Here is a 20,390-nt window from a genome sequence, read left to right as displayed (position 1 = left end):
GGCTTGGCAAAGGGCCTTTTTTCATCTGCATGTGCCAATGCCCCCTGCCCTTGCGGGTTTTGCCCCATGGTATAGAAGCGCGCGCCACACCTGACCGGCTTTTCGGGCCAGCTTTTGGGAAAGCAGTGCGCATGTCCACCACCTTTCAGCTCGACACGGCCACCAGCCGCGCCCATCCCACCCCGGCGCCGATGAAGCGCCTGTCGGTGCCCGCCATTCGCCAGCGCAAGGTGGATGGCAAGACGACGCAGCCGATCGTGATGCTCACCGCCTATACCGCGCGCCAGGCGCAATTGCTGGATGCGCATTGCGATATCCTGCTCGTGGGGGATTCGCTGGGCCAGGTGATCTATGGCTTGCCATCGAGCGTTCCGGTCACGCTCGACATGATGGCCGCCCATGGCGCTGCCGTGGTGCGCGGTTCATATCACGCGGTGGTGATCGTGGACATGCCGTTCGGCAGCTATGAAGCATCACCACAAGCGGCGTTTGCGGCGGCGGCGCGGCTGCTCAAGGACACCGGCTGCGCCGGGGTCAAGCTGGAAGGCGGCGCGGCCATGGCCGAAACCGTGGCGTTCCTGGTGGCGCGCGGCATCCCGGTGATGGGCCACGTCGGCCTGACGCCGCAGGCGGTGAACGTGCTGGGTGGCTATGGCGCGCGCGGCCGCAGCCAGGCCGAAGCCGACAAGATCCTCGCCGATGCCCGCGCGCTGGCCGATGCCGGCGCCTTTGCCATCGTGGCCGAAGGCGTGGTGGAACCGCTGGCCATTGCCATCACCCAGGCGGTGCCCTGCCCGGTGATCGGCATTGGCGGATCGGCCCAGTGCGATGGCCAGGTGCTGGTGACCGAAGACATGCTCGGCATGTTCGAGCGCGTGCCCCGCTTTGTGAAGCGCTATGCCGAAGTGGCCGGCACGATCGAGCAAGCGGCCGCCCACTATGCCCAGGAAGTGCGCGAGCGCGCGTTTCCGGGGCCGGAGCAGACCTACCAGCCGAAGTAATCCGCGCCTAAAGCACCTGCCCCCGCGCCGCCAGGGCGCGGGCCATGGCCTGGGCTTCGGTCTGGCGCCCTTCCCCCGCCCAGGCGACGGCAAGCAGCCGCATCGCCAAGAGGCTTTCGGGATTTTGCGCCAGATAGCGCGCGGTCATCGCGTCGGCGTCCCTGGCCCGGCCCGCCGCGCGCAGGGCTGCGTCCATGCGGCGTAGCACCGGTTCGTTGAACCGGATCGCCGCCGCGGCATCATAACTGGCAAGCGCACCGCGCGCGTCATTGGTGATCATGCGGGTGTCACCGGCCAGAAGCCAGGCTTCGGCCGCGCCGGGATTGGCCGCGCGCAGCCGATCGGCAACGGCCCGCGCCTGGTCAAACTGCCGCGCGGCGAGCAGGCCACGGACATAGGGCACCGCCACGTCGGCAAAATTGGGGCCATCCTGATAGCGCAGCGCGAGCGCGCCCAGCGGCAGATCGGGCGGGATCGCCGTGAAGGGCCGCATCGGGCCCATGCGGGCGGCAACGTTGGCCAAATCCTTGGCCCGTTGTGGCTGGCGCAGCCGCTGCCAGGCGCGCGCCACCGTGGCTTGCAGATAGGGCGTGGCAAAGGGCTGCCGCGCCACGCTATCCCACCGCCAGGCCACCTGGCGCAGATCGCCCTCGCGCGCGATGGCGCGGGCGAGCAATTGCTGCGCCTGGAGATTGGCGGGTTGCAGCCGCACCAGCCGCGCCAGCAATCCCGCCGAAACGCTGTAGTTGCCCGCGCGATATTCCAGCACGCCGCCCAGCAGCATGGCCGCGGGCATGTCGCGCAGCGCGGTGCCGGTGCGTTGCAGCAGGGTGCGGGCAAGCTCGGTCTTGCCAGCGCGGGCGGCCAGCACGGCCTGGAAATAGAGCGCGCGTGGGTTGCCCGGGTCCACCTCGGCCAGTTTGCGCACCACCACCAGCATGGCGCGGGCCTGGCCCATGTCACCCAGAGTGGCAGCATATTCGGTCAGCAGATCAGGATCTTGGGGATGAATCCTGAGCCCCTGCTCGAACCATGGAAGAGCCGCGCGCAGCCCGAACTGCTCGCGTACCAGCATGCCGCGCAGCGCCAGGGCGCGGGCATTGCGCGGAGCCAGCGCCACCGCGCGTGCTGCCGCCTGCACCGATTGCGCCTGCTCCCCCCCGGCAAAGCGCAGGCGGGCAATCGCCACCCACAGATCGGCGTCGTCGGGCGTGAGCCGCAAGGCCTGGTCAAACGCCTGGCCCGCCGCGGGCAAGCGCCCTTCGGCCAGGGCCAGTTGCCCGCGCATGCGCCAGCCGAGCGCGGCGGTATCGGGCGTGAACTGCGCCGCGCCATCCAGCAGGGTGTGGGCATCGGCCAAAGCACCGCGCGCCAGCAGCGCCGCGGCAAGATCGGCGCGCAGCGCATCGGCCGGCGCACCCTGGCGCATGGCTTCGCGCAGGACCACTTCGGCCGAGATCGGATCGCGCCGCGCCAGCGCTGCCCGCGCCTTGGCCCGCACCGCATCGAGCGGGGGGCCATCGGCCGCCGCCTGCCCCACCGGCGCCAGGGCCAGGAGCGTTGCCGCGAGCGACACGAGCAAGGCACGCCTGCGGTTACCCATGCATGTCATATTGCTTGAGCAAGTCGTAAAGCGTCGGCCGACTGATACCGAGCAGACGCGCGGTGCTGGAAATGTTGCCCTCGCTGCGCGCCAGGGCGTGGCGGATTGCCTTGCGATCGGCCGCCTCGCGTACCGCCTTGAGGTTGAGCGGATTGTCTGCCCCGGCGTCGGCCAGCGGGAGATCGAGGTCGGCGGCCGCCACCAGCTTGCCATCGGCCATGATCACCGCGCGCTTCACCCGGTTTTCCAACTCTCGTACGTTGCCCGGCCAGCCCCATCCGTCGATCGCGGCCAGGGCATCAGGGGCGAAGCCCTTGACCGAGGGGTTCATCTGCGCGGCAAAGCGGGTGAGGAACGCCTTGGCGAGCAAAGTGGCATCGCCCGGCCGTTGCGCCAAGCTGGGGATCTTCACGACGATTTCAGCGAGGCGATACCACAGGTCTTCGCGAAAACGCCCTTCGGCGATCATCGCCTCGAGGTTCTGGTGCGTGGCGCAGACGATCCGCGTATCGACCGCGATCGAGCGGCGCCCGCCGATCCGCTCGATCGTGCGTTCCTGCAGGAAGCGCAGCAGCTTGACCTGCAACTGCAGCGGAATATCGCCCACTTCATCGAGGAACAGCGTGCCGCCGTCGGCCAGTTCGATCTTGCCCTCAGTGGTCTTGACCGCACCGGTGAACGCGCCCTTTTCGTGGCCGAACAGCTCGCTTTCCAGAAGGTTTTCCGGGATCGCCGCGCAGTTGATCGCCACGAAAGCGCCGCTCGCGCGGCTCGATGCCTCGTGCAGACCACGCGCCAGCAGTTCCTTGCCGGTGCCACTGGCGCCGAGCAGCATGACCGAGACATTGGTATTGGCCACCCGCTCGATCGTGCGGGCAACCTTGACCATTTCCGGCGCGGCCGTGATCATGTTGCCCAGGACGCGGTGATCGGCCGGCGCCCGCGTGGCCAGGCTGAGGTTTTCCGCCTCGATCCGGTGAAGATGCAGGGCACGGCGCACGATCAGGCCCAGCGCGTCGATATCCACTGGCTTGGGATAGAAATCATAGGCCCCTTGCGCCACGGCACGCAGCGCGGATTCGCGCGCGCCGTGGCCCGAGGCCACGATAACCTTGGTGTCAGGCTTGATTGCCATGATCTCGTCCAGCACGGCAAAGCCCTCGCTCACCCCGTCGGGATCGGGCGGCAGGCCCAGATCGAGCGTGACCACTGCCGGCTCTTCGGCGCGCAACAGCGTGAGCGCGCTGGCGCGATCGCCGGCGATGAACACCTCGAAATCCTCGTAGGCCCACTTGAGCTGCGCCTGGAGGCCCGGATCATCTTCGACGATGAGCAGCTTGGGCAGCTGCTTGGCGCGGGTGTCGGTCATCATGCAACGTCCTGCTGGGAATAGGGTGGGGACAGGGCAGCGGCGGCAGCAAGCGGCAGGCGCACGGAAAAGCGGCTGCCCAGCCCCTCCCGGCTTTCCACGTCGAGCCGGCCGCGCATGGCGTGCACCAGTTCGCGCGCTTCGAACGCACCGATGCCAAAGCCGCCGGCCTTGGTGGAAACGAATGGCTTGAACAGGTTGTTGCGCACGAACTCGGCGCTCATCCCGGTGCCGGTGTCGATGACGTCGATGCAACCGTGCAGCGCCTCGCTGCGCAGTTCGACGCGCACGCTTTGCCCGGCAGGGCTGGCATCAATGGCGTTCTGCACCAGGTGGGCCAGCACCTGCTCCAGCGTTTCGCGGTTGGCCATGATCGTGCAGGGGCCATGCACCGTCACCACCACTTGCGCCCCGCTGGCGCCATGCGGCCAGCGACCGGCCAGCGCCTGGGCCACCGCCACGGCATCAACCGCGGCGAGTTGCTCCACATTGCCGGCGCCATAGCGCGACAGGCGGGCGATCAGGGCGTTGAGCTTGTCGGCCGAGTTGCTCAGCGTGACGAGCATGTCCTTGCGGAACTCGGGATTGTCGGCGTGGCGCTGCGCGTTGCGCGCCAGCAGGCCAAGCTGGCTCGCCAGGTTCTTGATATCGTGCATCACGAAGGCGATGCGGCGGTTGAATTCATCAAAGCGGCTGGCTTCGAGCAGCGCGAGCTGGCCGTTGTTTTCGGCGATGTAGCTGGCCAGCTGATGGCCCACCACGCGCAGCAGATCGAAATCCTCCCAATCGAGCTGGCGCGCCACGGCCGGGCGGCCGAGCACGACAAGGCCGACCAGTCGATCGAAATGGAGCAGCGGCACCAGGGCCCAGACGGCCTCTTCCTCGATCATCCAGACGGGCGTGGCCTGTGCCTCGCCACGGTGATCGATGCCGCCGCGCACTTCATCGAGATCGACGATGAAGCCGTGGGTTTCGAAGAAGGCAGCGCCCGCTGCATCGAGCCCCTGGGCCGGCACATCGAGCGTGGGCCATTGCCAGCGTGCCGCCAGGACCAGTTCGCCGCTATCGGCCGGCACCAGCAAAGCGCCGCGCGCGCTGTCGGTGATATCGGCCACGGCCTGGATCACGCGGGTATGCAACGGCACGGTATCGCCCGCGCCACTGGTCATCCCGCCCGGCCCCCGTGCCCCACCCCGGCCGATCGTGGCGTTGAAGCGCAGCCATTCGGCGCGATAGTCATAGCGGTGCTGGAAGAAATGCTTGGACAGCATGACGTTGAGCCAGCCGCGCAGGCGCCCAGAGGGCATCAGCGCCAGGACCAGCACCGACGAGGCGAACACGAAGCCAAGCTGGGTCAGCATCGTGGCACTGCCACCTGCCCAGGCGATGGACTGCGCCACGCCGACCATCACCAGCATGTAGCCGCCGATCACCAGCAGCGAGAGCGACTGGAACGCCACCGTGCGCGACGGCGAAAAGCGCCCGGTGGTCTGCTCGCGCACGGCGCCAGCGGCGAGCAGGGCCACGCCCAGCAACGCGGCGAGCGCGCGCAGGCTGACGAGTTCGGCCGGCGTGCCGCGCACCAGATAGGCGATGGTGTAGAAATTGAGATCGTAGCCCCAGATCACCGCCAGGGCAGCGCAGGTCCAGCGTACCGCGCTGCGCTGCGCGGTCATCGCCCCGGCATAGAGATTGTGGACCAGCACCAGCGCCCCGGTGATCACCAGCAGGCGCAGCATCACCGCAATCTGGAAAATCATCGCCCGTGCCACCGGGAACGCGGCAAAGCGCCAATCGAGCACGAGAAGCACGACCTGGAGCAGTTCGACCACGGCCAGCACGATCAGCACCGGCCGCACCGGCGCTACGGATTCATGCCGTCCATCCCGGGCGAAGAGGGCATAGACCACCAGCAGCCAGGCCAGGTTGCGCGCCATATCGGCCAAGAGCGCCACGGGCGCGTGCGGCCCCAATGCGGCCTGCAACAGAGCCCAGACCGCACCAACCAGCACCGCCGCGATTCCGGCGCGGCTGACCGGGCGGCCGCGCCGTTGCCGGTCGATCTGCCACACGCCCAGCACCAGCCCGGCAAATGCCGCCAGCACAAAGGCCCATTGGCCCAATCCTGTCCATCCCACAGGGGCCTGCATCGCGGCAGCGCCTGCTTAGCGCGCGCCTTCGTGCCACAGCACGACGCGCAGGGTTTGCAGCAGGATCAAGAGATCGAGAAACGGGGTGTAGTTCTTGGCGTAATAGAGATCGTATTCCAGCTTGTGCCGCGAATCCTCGATCGAGGCGCCGTAGGGATAGTTGATCTGCGCCCAGCCAGTGATGCCCGGCTTCACCATGTGGCGTTCTGCGTAATAGGGCAGATGCTCTTCCAGGTCTGACACGAATTCGGGCCGTTCGGGGCGCGGACCGACAAAGCTCATCTGCCCTTTGAGCACGGTCCAGGTCTGCGGCAGTTCATCGATACGCAGCTTGCGGATCAGGCGGCCGATGCGCGTCACGCGCGGATCGTTCTTGGCGGCCCACTGCGCGCCGCCGGCCTCGGCATCAGTGCGCATGGAGCGCAGCTTGATGAGGTTGAACGTCTCGCCATAGAGGCCGACGCGGGTTTGCCGGAAGAACGCCGGCCCCTTGCTGTCGAGCTTTACCAGGATGGCAAAGACCACGATGATCGGGGCGGTCAGCGCCAGCAGCAGCACGCTGGCGCAGATATCGAACGCGCGCTTGATCGCACCCGACAGCATGCGGCCCGAGGAAAACCCATCGGAAAAGATCAGCCAGCTGGGATTGACCGTATCGAGATCGACGCGGCCGGTCTCGCGCTCGACAAAGGTGGAGAAGTCATTCACATGCACGCCGGTGGTCTTGATCCGCAGCAAGTCCTTCAGCGGCAGCGCATTGCGCCGCTCTTCCAGCGCGAGCACCACCTCGCTCACGCCGAGGTTTTCGACAAACCGCGTCAGATTGGGCAGCGCGTCGCGGCTGATCGCTTCCTCGATCAGCGGGTGCTGCGTGCTCATCGCGACATAGCCGACGATGACGAAGCCGGCCTCGGGCCGCTCGCCCAGCTTGCGCAGGCGATCGGCGCGCTTGCCCGCACCCAGCACCAGCACGCGGCGACGAAACGCCGCCGTGCCGAGGAACCCGCCCAGCACCAGCCGCACGCCAACCAGCAGGACCATGGAAAAGACCATGGCGTAGAACAGGTTGGACCGCCACAGCGTGTGGCCGGGGATCAGGAAATAGACGACCGAGAGCGCAATGATGCCAAGGCTGACCGCCACCATCAGCCGCGCCGTGGCGTAGCGCATCGAACGCAGCGCGTCAGAGCCATAGACGCCGACCGAGACCATCGCGGTCTGCACCAGCACGGCAAAGGTAAGCAGTGGCCACAGGCGATCGCTGGCATAGCCCACATCGATGCCGATCTGGTGCGCACGCACCACCCAGCCCAGTTCACCCGCCAGCACCAGCAGCCAGAAATCGATGATTCCCAGCAGGAAGACCGCGTTGGGAATATAGTGTTTGAACAAGCGGATCATCAGGCCAAGGGTATCCAGCTGCGCCCTGCCGGGGCGGATCGGTAACTGCGCGTATCGTTCTGTGGCGGGGATAGGCCCGCACGGGTAAATTGTCGGTGAATCTGACAAGTCGCGGTTAATAGCGTCGGACCGGCTTACAGCCTCTCGCCCCTACTGGTCGAGCGCTTCAATCCCTGCCATGGTCTGGCCATGCGGCAGAAAGAACTGCGCCTGGCCCTTGTTTCCACCGGCGGCATCAGCCTGGCGGTGTATATGCATGGGGTTACCAAGGAACTGTGGCACCTGTCGCGGGCCAGTTGCGCGGTCAACGCCAAGGCCGGGTCTGCCACAGCCCCTGTGCCAGAGCCGGGGATCGAAGCAGTGTGGATCGCCCTGCTGGAAACCATCCACGCCCAGCGCGGGCTGCGCCTGCGCGTGCTGGTCGATATCCTCTCGGGCGCCAGCGCCGGTGGCATCAACGCCGTATTCCTGGGCCAAGCGCTTGCCACCGGGCAAAGCCTGGAGCCGCTGACCCGGCTGTGGCTGGCCCGCGCCGATAGCGACGTCCTGCTCGATCCCGATGCGCGGCCATGGGGGCGCTTTGCCAAGTTCTGGGCGCAGCCGCTGGTCTGGGCCGTGCTGCGCTGGCCCGCGCTTCGCGCGCCGGGCGGCGAACTGGCGCAGCAGGTGGATCAGGAAACGCGCCACAGCAAGGCCTGGGGCGAAGTGCGCCGCAAGATTTCGCGCCTGATCCGCGCACGCTGGTTTGCCCCGCCGTTCAGCGGCATCGGCTTTTCCCGCCTGCTGGCCGAGGCGCTCGATGCGATGGCGCGCAGCGGCAATGCCGCACCGCTGCTGCCACCGGGCCACCCGATCGATCTGATGGTGACGGCCACCGATTTTGCCGGCCATCCCGCGCCGCTGCGGCTCAACAGCCCGCCCTTGGTAGAGGAAAACGAACACCGCCTGGGCATCGGCTTTCGCGCCGAGGCCCGCGCCCATACCGGCGAAGGCCTGGCCCCGCTGCCCGAACTGGTGCTGGCCGCGCGCGCCACAGCGAGCTTTCCCGGTGCGTTTCCGCCGCTGACCATTGCCGAGATTGACCGCCTGGTGGCCGAACGCGGCGAAACCTGGCGGGGCCGCTCGGCCTTTCTGCAGCGGATCATGCCCAATCGCTGGCGGCGTGGCACGGTGGACCAGGCCGCGCTGGTCGACGGCGCCGTGCTGGTCAACCGCCCGTTCGCGCCGGCCATGGCCGCGCTGGGCAGCCGCCCATCCCGGCGCGAGGTGGACCGGCGTTTCGTCTATCTCGATCCCGCGCCACACGCGCCCGGCGATGCCGCGCCCGCAGCCGCGCCCGTGGGGTTTATCGCGGCGATCTTTGGCGCGCTGTCCACCATCCCGCGAGAGCAGCCGATTCGCGACAACCTGGAGGCGCTGGAGCGGCAATCGCGCGAACGCCTGCGCCTGCGCGCGATCGTCGATTCGCTGCAGGGCGAGATCGAGGAAACCGTGGCCAAGCTGTTTGGCCACACGCTGTTTTTCGATTGGCCCAACCCCAAGCGCCTGATCACCTGGCGGGCACGGGCGCAGCAGGCCGCCGCCGAGCAGGCTGGTTATGCGTTTCATGGCTATGCCCAGGTCAAGCTGGCGGGGATCGTCGCCGATCTGGCCGAGGTGATCACCCAGGCCCTGCCCGCCGATGACAACGCCGGGGTGGAAGAAGCCCTGTGGCGCCACCTCAACCAGCTTGGCCTCGACAACCTGAGCGCGCGCGGCGCAGGTGCGACGGCGCCGGCCATCGCCTTTTTCCGCGCCCACGATCTGGCATTTCGCATCCGCCGCCTGAAACTCTTGGCCCGCCGGCTGACCGCCGATTGGGACGAAGCCGCCGGCATCGACCCGGCCGCGCGTGAGGCGGCGCGCGACGTGGTCTATCGTGCCCAGGCGCTTTATCAGGCGCGGGCCAGCCTGAGCGGCCTTGGCCCCGGCTTTGCCGCCAGCGCGGCCGTGGTGCGCGAAGACCCCGGCGCGGTGCTGACCGCGATTGCCGCGCGGCGCGATCTGGCGCGGCTGGATGATGAAGTGGATGGGCTGTTCGTCCATGCGCTGGGCATGATGGACAAGGCGCTGCGCCGCCGTTTCTTGCACGCCTATCTGGGCTTTCCGTTTTATGACGTGGCCACGCTGCCGCTGTTCCAGGGCGATGGCCTGGGTGAGTTCGACCCGGTCAAGGTCGATCGTATTTCGCCCGAAGACGCCACCGCCATCCGCAGCGGCGGCACGCGCGCCTGCCTCAAGGGCATTGCCTTTACCCACTTCGGCGCGTTCTTCAGCCGTGCCTGGCGCGAGAATGACTATCTGTGGGGCCGGCTCAATGGTGCGGAACGGCTGATCGACATGCTCTGTTCAACGCTGGACGAGCCGCTTGATGCTGCTTTGATCGAGACCTTCAAGCGCGATGCGTTCCTGGCGATCTTGGCCGAAGAGGAACGGCGCTTACGGGCAGACGCTGAGTTGGTGCCAAGCGTGCGAGCGGAGGTTTTGGCGAGGTTTGATGGTGGCTTCCACCACCCCCCGCCCCCCTCCTCTAAAGAGGATGGGGAGTAGACATAAAAAAGCCCCCTCCTCTTCAGAGGAGGGGGTTGGGGGTGGTGTTAGGCCTGGCGCGGGCATTTGCGAAAACCGCGCCAAACCAAAGCCAAACGTTATTCCGTCAAATCGGTCCAGGCATCCTTGATGCGTTCGAAAAAGCCCTTGGATTGCGGGCATTCTTCGCCGGTTTCGGTGCTCTGAAATTCGCGCAGCAGTTCGCGCTGGCGCGCCGAAAGCTTGGTGGGCGTTTCCACCTGGATTTCCACGACAAGATCGCCCGAGCCGCGCCCTTGCAGCACGGGCATGCCCGCGCCGCGCTTGCGCAGCTGCTTGCCCGATTGGATGCCGGCGGGAATCTCGATCGCGTGGCGGCTGCCGTCCAGGCCGGGGATCTCGATTTCTCCACCCAGGGCTGCGGTGGTGAAGCTGATCGGGGCGCGAGTCAGCAGGGTGGTGCCGTCGCGCTCGAACACCTTGTGCCGGGCAATGTGCAGGAAGATGTAGAGATCACCCGCCGGAGCGCCATTGGGCCCGGCCTCGCCCTTGCCGGCCAGGCGGATGCGCGTGCCGGTATCGACGCCGGCGGGAATATCCACCGCCAAGGTCTGCGGCGCATCGACGCGGCCTTCGCCACGGCAATGACGGCAGGGCTTTTCGATCACTTCGCCGCGACCGTGGCAGTTGGGGCAGGCCCGCTCCACCATGAAAAAGCCCTGCTGTGCGCGCACCTTGCCATGTCCGCCGCACAGGTTGCAGCGGCGGGCAGAAGTGCCAGGCGTGGCGCCGGAACCACTGCACGGTTCGCAAGTCTGCGAAACCTCGACACTGATTTCGGCGGTCTTGCCATGGAACGCCTCTTCCAGCGTCACTTCCATGTCATAGCGCAAATCGGCGCCGCGCCGGCTTTGCTGCCGGCCGCCACCGCCACCAAAGGCACCGCCGAAGATCGTTTCGAAGATATCGCCGATGTCGCCGAAATCGCCGCCGCCAAAACCGCCTGCACCGCCGCCACCGGGGCCGCCCTGCTGGAACGCGGCATGGCCATAGCGATCATAGGCGGCGCGCTTTTGCGGATCGGAGAGGCAGGCATAGGCCTCGTTGATCTGCTTGAACTTGGCCTCGGAATCCTGGCACCCCGGATTCTTGTCGGGGTGGAATTTCATCGCCAGCTTGCGGAACGCAGACTTGATGACCTTGTCATCAGCCGTCCGTTCCACTTCCAGCAATTCGTAATAATCGGCTTCAACTGCCATAACAAAGCCCTCGCCCCGCACGGGGAGAGGGCCTGGGCAATGCCATGTTAAAGGCGTTCCTGGTCCCCTCTCCCCGTCCCTTGCCGCGCTGCGCGGCAAGAGAGGGGGTCATGTTGCAGATCAAGCCTTGGTGTCGTCCACTTCCGAGAACTCGGCGTCGACCACGCCATCGTCCTTGGGCGCTTCTGCCCCCGGAGAGGCGGCACCGGCCTGTTCCTTTTCATAGATCGCCTGGCCCAGCTTCATCGCCTTGTCGGTGAGAGCCTGGGTCTTGGCGGTCATGTCTTCGGCATTGCCGCTTTCGATCGCGGTCTTGGCTTCTGCCAGGGCTGCCTCGATTTCGGCCTTGAGGCCCGCGTCGACCTTGTCGCCATGCTCTTCGAGCTGGCGCTCGGTGGCGTGGACCAGGCTTTCGGCGTTGTTCTTGGCCTCGGCCGCCTCGCGGCGCTTCTTGTCGTCAGCCGCGAACTTTTCAGCATCGCGCACCATCTGGTCGATATCGGCGTCGGACAGGCCGCCCGATGCCTGGATGCGGATCTGCTGTTCCTTGCCGGTGCCCTTGTCCTTGGCCGACACGTTGACGATGCCGTTGGCGTCGATGTCGAACGTCACCTCGATCTGGGGCACGCCGCGCCGTGCGGGCGGAATGCCGAGCAGGTCGAACTGGCCCAGCAGCTTGTTGTCCTGCGCCATTTCGCGTTCACCCTGGAACACGCGGATGGTCACGGCCTGCTGGTTGTCTTCCGCGGTCGAGTAGACCTGGCTCTTCTTGGTCGGGATCGTGGTGTTGCGGTCGATCATCTTGGTCATGATGCCGCCCAGCGTTTCGATACCCAGCGAAAGCGGGGTCACGTCGAGCAGCAGCACGTCCTTGACGTCGCCCTGGAGCACGCCGGCCTGGATGGCCGCGCCCATGGCCACGACTTCGTCAGGGTTCACGCCGGTGTGCGGATCCTTGCCGAAGAAGTCCTTCACCACGTCGCGCACCTTGGGCATGCGGGTCATGCCGCCGACCAGCACCACGTCGTCGATGTCCTTGGCCGAAAGGCCGGCATCGGCCAGCGCCTTGCGGCAGGGCTCGAGCGTGCGCTCGATCAGCTTGCCGACCAGGCGTTCGAGGTCCGAACGGGTGATGGTTTCCACCAGGTGCAACGGGGTGGTGCTGCCACCTTCCATGCGCGCGGTGATGAAGGGCAGGTTGATTTCGGTGGTCTGGGCCGAAGACAGTTCGATCTTGGCCTTTTCCGCCGCTTCCTTGAGACGCTGCAGGGCAAGCTTGTCGCCACGCAGATCAAGGCCTTCCTTGCCCTTGAACTTGTCCGCCAGGTATTCGACCAGCGCGGTGTCAAAGTCTTCACCGCCCAGGAACGTGTCACCGTTGGTGGACTTCACCTCGAACACGCCATCGCCGATTTCGAGGATGGAGATGTCGAACGTGCCGCCGCCAAGGTCGTACACGGCAATGGTCTTGCCGTCCTGCTTGTCGAGGCCATAGGCCAGCGCGGCCGCAGTCGGCTCGTTGATGATGCGCAGCACTTCAAGGCCGGCGATCTGGCCGGCGTCCTTGGTCGCCTGGCGCTGCGCGTCGTTGAAGTACGCCGGCACGGTGATCACTGCCTGCGTCACGGTTTCGCCCAGGTAGCTTTCGGCGGTTTCCTTCATCTTCTGAAGGGTATAGGCCGAAATCTGCGACGGGCTGTAATCCTGGCCGCCAGCCGCAACCCACGCATCGCCGTTCTTGCCCTTGGTGATCGTGTAGGGCACCAGCTGGGTGTCCTTCTGGGTCAGCGGATCGTCGAAACGACGGCCGATCAGACGCTTGACCGCAAAGATCGTGTTGTCAGGGTTGGTCACGGCCTGGCGCTTGGCCGGCTGACCGATCAGGCGCTCACCATCCTTGGTGAAAGCCACGATCGAAGGCGTCGTGCGCGCGCCTTCCGAATTCTCGATGACCTTGGGCGTGCCCCCGTCCATCACCGCGACGCAGCTGTTGGTCGTGCCGAGGTCGATACCAATAACTTTAGCCATGTTTCCCCATATCCTTCGCGTGTTGACACCGCTTAATCGGGCGTCCCCCTTGTGGGCAGGCGCCACCTTGGCGGCTCGTTACGGGCGGGATATAGGTGCGCTTGCGCTTGGCACAAGCCCCGCGCGTGCTATGGCTGCGTCACATTTTCACCTCGCTTGAAAAGAAGGATCGCATCGCATGCGCGCACCTGTTCTGGCCGGCATGGCCTGTCTTGCCCTGGCTTCGGGCCTTGCCCTGGCGGGATGCAGCAAGCCTGCGCCGCAGGAAAGCCCCAGCGTTGCCGCAAGCCTCGATGCCACGCCCGAAAACGCACCGGGCACCACGCTGACCGATGCGACCGTGCAGTTGCCCGCCGTGGCCGGCAATCCGGGCGTTGCCTATTTCACCCTGGCGCAGGGCAGCGGGCCCGACCGCCAGCTGGTGGCCGTGCATGTCGATGGCGCGGGCCGCGCGGAAATGCATGAAAGCGCGATGAAGGATGGCATGATGCAGATGTCACCGCTCAAGGCGGTGCCGCTGCAATCGGGCAAGAGCGTGGAGTTCAAGCCCGGTGCCAACCACGTGATGCTGTTCGACCTCGCCCCCACGCTCAAGGCCGGCGGGGTGACCGAACTCACCATCACGCTCGACAACGGTGACAAGGCAACGACCAAGGCCAAGGTCGTCGCGCCCGGCGCCGCAGCCGCAAGCACCGCCGCAGGCGGCAGCATGGACCACATGGATCATATGTAAGGTCAGCGCGCCATCATGGTCGCGCGCAAGCTGACGCCGGGCGAAATGGCGCTGGGACGCAGCGTCTATGGCGCGGCGATCGATTGGCAGCGGGTGGAAGTGCGGCGCCGCCGCTGGTGGCCGTTTCAAGGGGTGAACGTGGTGATGGCGCCGATGGGGCACATCCACTTTCACCCCGGCGCAGATTTCTGGTCAGCCGATTTCGCGCAAGAGCGCCTCAGCCTGCAAGGACTGCTGATCCACGAATTGTGCCACGTGTGGCAATGGCAGCGGGGCGTCTTCCTGCCCCTGCAGCGCCATCCGTTCTGTCGCTATGCCTATGATTTGGTGCCGGGCAAGCCGTTTGCCCGCTATGGCCTAGAACAACAGGCCGAAATCGTGCGCCACGCCTTCCTGCTGGAGCAAGGCATGGCACTGCCCGACAAGCCACCGCTGGCGGCCTATCGGGCAGTCCTGCCGTTTTGATCAGCAGACGCGATAGCTGCGGCCATCGGCGTCGGTGCGCCAGCAATCCTTTTTGACCTGCGAGCCGGCGGCAGCGCCCACTGCGCCGCCGATCGCTGCGCCAGTGCCGATATTGCCGCCGGAAATGCCGGCCACGGCAGCGCCGACGCCAGCCCCGGCCAGGCCACCTTCACCGGCATAGTTGCGCGCACAACCGCCCAGCGACAGGGCACCAAGCGCAATGGCGGCGGGGATCAGGAACTTCTTACCCATGGCAATTCCTCCATCGCCCTCCCGTTGTCACAGGATATTACGATGGAAGCGGGCGGTTGGTTCCACAAAAGCGTGGTTTTTGGCCGCCACCACCCCCCAACCCCCTCCTGTAAAGAGGATGGGGAGTTAAGGCATTGAATCGTAAGCCCCCTCCTCTTCAGAGGAGGGGGTTGGGGGTGGTGTCGACCCTTTAGCCACACACGAAAATCAATCCGGCTTCTTGGCCACCACGACCATGGCCGGGCGCAGCAGGCGGTCCTTGATGGTGTAGCCGGCCTGCAGTTCCTGCACCACGGTGCCGGGTTCATGCTCGGCCGAGGGCACTTCCATCATGGCCTGGTGCTGATGCGGGTCGAGCGGCATGCCCTTGGCGGCAATCCGGCTGATGCCGTGGTTGCCGAAAACCTTTTCGATCTCGCGCCCGGTGGCTTCCAGGCCGGTTACCAGGTTCTTGAACTTGTCGTCCTCGCGCAGGTCGGCCGGGATGGTTTCCAGTGCGCGGGCCAGGTTGTCGGCCACCGACAGGATGTCGCGGGCAAAGCTGGTGGCGGCATAGGCGCGCGCATCGGCAATGTCCTTTTCCATGCGGCGGCGCACATTCTGTGTCTCCGCCTTGGCATAGAGCACGTCCTGCTTGGCCACCTCGAGCGATTCGCGCAGGGCCGCCAGCTCGGTATCGTGGCCAGCGGCGCCGGATTCCTTCAAATCCTCGGGCACGCCAGCCAGTTCGGCTTCCAGCTCTGCATCTTGCGGGCGCGTCTCGTTATCCGTCATTTGCGTGAAAATCCGTCTTGTCCGATAAGTTTGCCCAAGGATTGGGCCGTGAAATCCACCATGGGGACGACGCGCGCATAATTCAACCGCGTTGGCCCGATCACCCCCACTACGCCGACCACCCGCCCCTCGCCGTCGCGCCAGGGCGAAGCGATCACCGAGGACCCCGAAAGCGAGAACAGGCGGTTCTCGCTGCCGATGAAAATGCGCGTGGCCTGCGCCTCGCGCGCGGCGTCGAGCACGCCGGCAATCGCCTCGGCGCTTTCCAGTTCATCGAGCAACAGGCGCACCCGCTCGATATCGCCCAGCGCGGCTTCATCTAGAAGGTTGGCCTGGCCGCGCACCACCAGGACCGGGCGCTGGGCCGCGTCCATGCTCCATACTGCCAGGCCGCGCTGCACCAGATCGGCGCTGGCAGCATCGAGCGCGCTGCGCCCGCCGGCAATTTCGGCGCGGATCGCGGCGACCGCCTCGGCCAGGGTGCGGCCCGCCAGCCGTGCGGTGAGGTAGTTGGAGGCCTGTTCCAGCATGAAGGGCGCGGTGGGCGCCGGCAGATCGATCACGCGGTTTTCGATGCCACCGTCTTCGGCCACCAGCACGGCCAGCGCGCGCGTGGGCGACAACGATACGAACGAAAGCTGCATCAGCCGCGGTTCGTGGCGCGGCACCATGATCACCCCTGCCCCGGCCGAAAGCTCTGACAGCGCCGAGGTTGCCGCCGCCAGGGCCGCCTCGATCGTTCCGCCCTGCGCGCGGGTGCGCTTGAGGCCGCGTTCGATCTGCGCGCGTTCGGCCTCGCTCGGCTGGGCGACCTGCATGATGCCGTCGACGAACAGCCGCAGGCCCATTTCGGTGGGCATGCGCCCGGCGCTGGTGTGCGGCGCGGCCAGCAGCCCAGCATCCTGGAGTTCCTGCAATACCGAGCGGATCGAGGCGGGCGACAGGTTGACCCCGCCCGCGCCGGCCAGCGTCTTGGAGCCGACCGGCTGGCCCGAGGCGATATAGCCCTCCACCACCAGGCGGAAGATATCGCGGGCGCGGTTGGACAGATCGGTAAGCGTGGAGCCGTTCATACCAGAGCCATATGTAGAAGCCTTGGCCCAAGGCTCAAGGGAATTGCATGCCGCGCGGAATTGCTTGCGGGCCATCACGCAATCGGCCAAGGCAGCGCGCAATTCTGGCACCCACCCTTGCAAGGAAACCTCAACATGCGTCCTTCCGGCCGCGCCGCCGATCAGATGCGGGCGATCACCATCGAGACCAACTTCACCAAGCATGCCGAAGGCTCGGTCCTCATCGGCTTTGGCGACACCAAGGTGCTGGTGACGGCCTCGGTGGAAGAGCGCGTGCCGCCGTTCATGCGCGGCAAGGGTGAAGGCTGGGTGACGGCAGAATATTCGATGCTGCCCCGCGCCACCCACACCCGCGGCAGCCGCGAGGCGGCCAAGGGCAAGCAATCGGGCCGCACCCAGGAAATCCAGCGCCTGATCGGGCGTAGCTTGCGCGCCGTAACCGATCTCAAGAAGCTGGGCGAACGCCAGATCACGCTGGATTGCGACGTGATCCAGGCCGATGGCGGCACCCGTACGGCCTCGATCTCGGGCGCATGGGTCGCGCTGCGCCTGGCCGTGCAGAAGCTGATGGACGCCGGGGCGATCCAGGACGATCCGCTGACCCGCAAGGTCGCGGCGATCTCGTGCGGGATCGTCAAGGGCACGCCGGTGCTCGATCTCGACTATATCGAAGACAGCTCGGCCGATGCCGATGCCAACTTCGTGCTGATCGAAGGCGGCCACATCGCCGAAGTGCAGGCAACCGCCGAAGGCGCGACCTATGACGAAGAAGCGCTGCTGCGCCTGCTGCGCCTGGCGCGCCTGGGCTGCGCCGATATCTTTGCCGCGCAGGAAAAGGCCGTGGCCCGGTGAGCCGCACGCTCGCCCCCGGCAAGCTGGTCATCGCCACGCACAACAAGGGCAAGCTGCGCGAAATCCAGGCGCTGCTGGCCCCCTATGGCCTGGAATGCTTGTCGGCGGGCGAGCTTGGCCTGCCCGAACCGGCGGAAACCGGCACGACCTTTGTGGAAAACGCGCTGATCAAGGCGCACGCAGCGGCGCGCGCCGCCAACCTGCCGGCGCTGTCTGACGATTCCGGGCTTTCGGTGGCCGCGCTGGCCGGCGCGCCCGGCGTCTATACCGCCGATTGGGCGGAAGCGGCGCCCTTTGAAGGTGGGCCTGGCCGCGACTGGTACATGGCCATGGGCAAGGTTGAGGGCAAGCTGGCCGAGCTGGGCCCGGATGCCCCGCGCGACTGCTGGTTTTCGTGCGTTCTGGCGATTGCCTGGCCCGATGGCGAAGCGGTCAGCTATGAAGGGCGGGCCGATGGCACGCTGACCTGGCCGCCGCGCGGCACGCTGGGCTTTGGCTATGACCCGGTGTTCGTGCCGGTGGGCGATACGCGCACCTTTGCCGAACTCGATCCGGCCGAAAAGCACGCCATCAGCCATCGCGCCGATGCCTTTGCCAAGCTGGTCGCCGCGCAGTTTGCGGGGTAGAAGGGGCTGGGTTAGCGCAGGAACTGCCACCACCCCCGACCCCCTCCTCTGAAGAGGAGGGTGCTTATTTGGCCGCTCTCCCCCTCCTCTTCAGAGGAGGGGGTCGGGGGGTGGTGAGAGACCTTACGCAACACCCCGAACCGGAGAACAAATGCCCCCCCTCGCGCTTTATATCCACTGGCCGTTCTGCCTCGCGAAGTGCCCCTATTGCGACTTCAACAGCCATGTGCGCGCCAAGACCGACATGGCGGCATGGGAAAGCGCGCTGCTGGCCGACATGGCGCATGAAGCCGCGCTGCTGCCGGGGCGGGAGTTGACCTCGATCTTCTTTGGCGGTGGCACGCCCTCGCTGATGCCGCCCGCGCTGGTGGCGCGGCTGATCCAAGCGGCGGGGCAGCACTGGCGCCTGGCCAGCGATATCGAGATCACGCTGGAAGCAAACCCATCGTCGGTCGAAGCGGCCAATTTTGCCGCGCTGGCGAGCGCGGGCATCAACCGCGTGTCGCTGGGCCTTCAGGCGCTGGACGATGAGACGCTGCATTTCCTCGGCCGCCTGCACAATGCAGCCGAGGGACTGGCAGCGGTGGACGTGGCGCAGCGGCATTTTGCCCGCGTTACGTTCGACCTGATCTATGCCCGGCCGGGCCACACGCCGGAAACGTGGGACGCCGAACTGGCACGGGCGCTGGCGCTGGGCACCGGGCATATGTCGCTCTATCAGCTGACGATCGAACCGGGCACGCGCTTTGCCACTTTGGTGCGCGAAGGGCGCTTTACCCCGCTTGACGATGATGCCGCCGCCGACCTGTTTGCGCTGACCCGCGAACGCATGACCGCGGCCGGCTTGCCCGCCTACGAGATCAGCAACCACGCTCGCCCCGGCGAGGAAAGCCGCCACAACCTGACCTATTGGCGCTATGGCGACTATGCCGGGATCGGGCCGGGCGCGCATGGCCGGCGGCTGGAAACTGCCACGGTCAGGCATCGCAAGCCGGAAAACTATCTGCGCGCGGTGGCAGAGCAAGGCCATGGCCTGGTGGAACAACGCGCGCTGGGCCGGGCCGAGCAGGCCAGCGAGGCCCTATTGATGGGCCTTCGCCTGGACGAAGGGGTTGACGTGGCGGCCCTCTCCCGCCGCTTTGGCCTGGCCGAAAGCGCGCTGATCGATCCGGCCAAGCGCGCGTTTCATGCGCGTGGCGGGCTGCTGCGCGATGAGGGCACGCGGCTGGTGGTGACCGAGGCAGGCATGCCGCTGCTCGATGCGCTGCTGGCCGAACTGGTGCCGGCCGAGTTGGTGGGCTGAGGGCGCAGGCGATGGACCGGGCAGACCTGCTGATTGCCTGGCACGATCACCTGGCGCTGTCGCTGCGCCGCTCGCCCCACACCGTGCGCGCCTATCACAAGACCGCGCAGCGCCTGCTCGATGCTCTGCCCGCCGGGCAGGACTGGGCCAGCTTGGCCCGGCTCGATGCCCCGCGCCTGCGCCAGCATCTGGCCGAGCGGCGGGCGGAGGGCCTGGTCAACACCTCAGCCGCGCGCGAGCTTTCTGCGCTCAAGGCGTTCCTGGCTTTTGCCCGTGCCCAGGCCGGCCTGCCCGATGCCGTGGCGCCGCGCCTGCGTGGGCCGCGCGTGAAGAAGGGCCTGCCCCGCCCGATTTCGCCTGACGATGCCGTGGCCCTGGCCGAGATGGTTTCCGACGAGGCCGCGCCCTGGATCGCCGCGCGCGACCGCGCCGTGCTGCTGCTGCTTTATGGCGCCGGCCTGCGCATTGCCGAGGCGCTGGCCCTGCCCGCCAGCGTGCTGCCGCTGGGCGAGCGACTGGTGGTCACCGGCAAGGGCGGGCGCCAGCGGGTGATCGCGCTGTTGCCGGCGGTGCGCCAGGCCGTGGCCGACTATGCCGCGCAAGTGCCCTGGCCGCTGGAGCGCGATGCCGCGCTGTTTCGCGGCGCCAAGGGCGGGCCGCTCTCGCCTGGCCTGGTGCAGCGCGCCATGGCCCGCGCCCGCGTGGCGCTGGGCCTACCGGCCACAGCCACGCCCCATGCCCTGCGTCACAGCTTTGCCACGCACCTGCTGGGCGCCGGGGCCGATCTGCGCAGCCTGCAGGAATTGCTGGGTCATGCCAGCCTGTCGTCGACGCAGATCTATACGCGGGTGGATGCGGCGACGCTGCTCGATGCCTATCGCAATGCCCATCCGCGCGAGCGGGGGGAGTAGCGCGGCACAGCGCCCCCCTCCA

General features: G+C 66.9%; 17 protein-coding genes. 8 read left to right on the top strand and 9 right to left on the bottom strand.

The features are described 5' to 3' along the window. Positions 1-131: 131 nt before the first annotated feature. The gene (panB, locus tag IP65_RS04500) at positions 132-1,001 is read left to right on the top strand and encodes a 3-methyl-2-oxobutanoate hydroxymethyltransferase (protein WP_054130978.1); all 870 of its coding nucleotides are present in this window, start codon (positions 132-134) and stop codon (positions 999-1,001) included. A gap of 7 nt (positions 1,002-1,008) precedes the next feature. On the opposite strand, the gene IP65_RS04495 is transcribed toward panB, so the two are convergent. Genes IP65_RS04495 through IP65_RS04480 form a run of 4 tightly spaced genes read right to left on the bottom strand, consistent with a single transcriptional unit; the run spans position 1,009 to position 7,524 of the window. After that, positions 1,009-2,604, bottom strand: a complete 1,596-nt coding sequence (locus IP65_RS04495; RefSeq protein WP_082349782.1) for a lipopolysaccharide assembly protein LapB — start codon at positions 2,602-2,604, stop codon at positions 1,009-1,011. Continuing rightward, a complete protein-coding gene (prsR, locus tag IP65_RS04490) occupies positions 2,597-3,973 on the bottom strand; it encodes a PEP-CTERM-box response regulator transcription factor (protein WP_054130977.1) in 1,377 nt (458 codons plus the stop codon). Before prsR ends, IP65_RS04495 begins: the two co-directional genes overlap by 8 nt. Beyond that, positions 3,973-6,123 (bottom strand): XrtA/PEP-CTERM system histidine kinase PrsK, encoded by a 2,151-nt coding sequence (prsK, locus tag IP65_RS04485; protein ID WP_022677499.1) that lies wholly within the window; start codon positions 6,121-6,123, stop codon positions 3,973-3,975. Before prsK ends, prsR begins: the two co-directional genes overlap by 1 nt. Positions 6,124-6,138: 15 nt before the next feature. Next, complete coding sequence (locus IP65_RS04480) at positions 6,139-7,524, bottom strand: TIGR03013 family XrtA/PEP-CTERM system glycosyltransferase (protein ID WP_022677500.1); 1,386 nt, start codon at positions 7,522-7,524, stop codon at positions 6,139-6,141. Between the two features lie 189 nt (positions 7,525-7,713). On the opposite strand from IP65_RS04480, the gene IP65_RS04475 reads away from it, so the two are divergent. Further along, the gene (locus tag IP65_RS04475; RefSeq protein ID WP_054130976.1) at positions 7,714-10,113 is read left to right on the top strand and encodes a patatin-like protein; all 2,400 of its coding nucleotides are present in this window, start codon (positions 7,714-7,716) and stop codon (positions 10,111-10,113) included. Between the two features lie 98 nt (positions 10,114-10,211). Here IP65_RS04475 and dnaJ read toward each other — a convergent pair whose 3' ends face one another. Together dnaJ and dnaK are read right to left on the bottom strand one after the other, a co-directional pair. After that, positions 10,212-11,351, bottom strand: a complete 1,140-nt coding sequence (gene dnaJ, locus IP65_RS04470) for a molecular chaperone DnaJ (protein WP_022677501.1) — start codon at positions 11,349-11,351, stop codon at positions 10,212-10,214. Between the two features lie 120 nt (positions 11,352-11,471). Continuing rightward, entirely contained in the window at positions 11,472-13,379 is a 1,908-nt protein-coding gene (dnaK, locus tag IP65_RS04465; RefSeq protein ID WP_054130975.1) for a molecular chaperone DnaK, read from the bottom strand. 178 nt (positions 13,380-13,557) lie between these two features. Between dnaK and IP65_RS04460 the strand changes: the two genes are divergently transcribed. Together IP65_RS04460 and IP65_RS04455 are read left to right on the top strand one after the other, a co-directional pair. Beyond that, entirely contained in the window at positions 13,558-14,112 is a 555-nt protein-coding gene (locus tag IP65_RS04460; RefSeq protein ID WP_022677502.1) for a copper chaperone PCu(A)C, read from the top strand. A gap of 15 nt (positions 14,113-14,127) precedes the next feature. After that, complete coding sequence (locus IP65_RS04455; protein ID WP_054130974.1) at positions 14,128-14,577, top strand: hypothetical protein; 450 nt, start codon at positions 14,128-14,130, stop codon at positions 14,575-14,577. Here the strand turns inward: IP65_RS04455 and IP65_RS04450 are convergent, their stop codons facing one another. The 3 genes from IP65_RS04450 to hrcA all read right to left on the bottom strand — a co-directional run bounded on the left by IP65_RS04450 (position 14,578) and on the right by hrcA (position 16,676). Next, a complete protein-coding gene (locus IP65_RS04450) occupies positions 14,578-14,829 on the bottom strand; it encodes a glycine zipper domain-containing protein (RefSeq protein ID WP_022677504.1) in 252 nt (83 codons plus the stop codon). A 207-nt stretch (positions 14,830-15,036) separates the two neighbouring features. After that, positions 15,037-15,603: a nucleotide exchange factor GrpE gene (grpE, locus tag IP65_RS04445; protein WP_022677505.1), complete on the bottom strand. Its 567-nt coding sequence runs from the start codon at positions 15,601-15,603 to the stop codon at positions 15,037-15,039. Beyond that, the gene (gene hrcA, locus IP65_RS04440) at positions 15,600-16,676 is read right to left on the bottom strand and encodes a heat-inducible transcriptional repressor HrcA (RefSeq protein WP_022677506.1); all 1,077 of its coding nucleotides are present in this window, start codon (positions 16,674-16,676) and stop codon (positions 15,600-15,602) included. Before hrcA ends, grpE begins: the two co-directional genes overlap by 4 nt. Before the next feature lie 135 nt (positions 16,677-16,811). Here hrcA and rph point away from each other — a divergent pair, with 135 nt between their 5' ends. From rph to IP65_RS04420, 4 genes are all read left to right on the top strand, one after another. Continuing rightward, entirely contained in the window at positions 16,812-17,528 is a 717-nt protein-coding gene (gene rph / locus IP65_RS04435; RefSeq protein ID WP_022677507.1) for a ribonuclease PH, read from the top strand. Further along, positions 17,525-18,154: an RdgB/HAM1 family non-canonical purine NTP pyrophosphatase gene (gene rdgB, locus IP65_RS04430; protein ID WP_022677508.1), complete on the top strand. Its 630-nt coding sequence runs from the start codon at positions 17,525-17,527 to the stop codon at positions 18,152-18,154. The genes rph and rdgB overlap by 4 nt, the downstream gene beginning before the upstream one ends. Positions 18,155-18,305: 151 nt before the next feature. Beyond that, positions 18,306-19,457, top strand: a complete 1,152-nt coding sequence (hemW, locus tag IP65_RS04425; RefSeq protein WP_022677509.1) for a radical SAM family heme chaperone HemW — start codon at positions 18,306-18,308, stop codon at positions 19,455-19,457. Between the two features lie 11 nt (positions 19,458-19,468). Continuing rightward, positions 19,469-20,368, top strand: a complete 900-nt coding sequence (locus IP65_RS04420) for a tyrosine recombinase XerC (RefSeq protein WP_054130973.1) — start codon at positions 19,469-19,471, stop codon at positions 20,366-20,368. The last annotated feature ends 22 nt before the right edge of the window (positions 20,369-20,390 follow it).

This window comes from Novosphingobium sp. AAP1 (assembly GCF_001295765.1).
Taxonomy (GTDB): Bacteria; Pseudomonadota; Alphaproteobacteria; order Sphingomonadales; family Sphingomonadaceae; genus Novosphingobium; species Novosphingobium capsulatum.
This window is presented reverse-complemented; position numbering and strand designations above follow the sequence as displayed.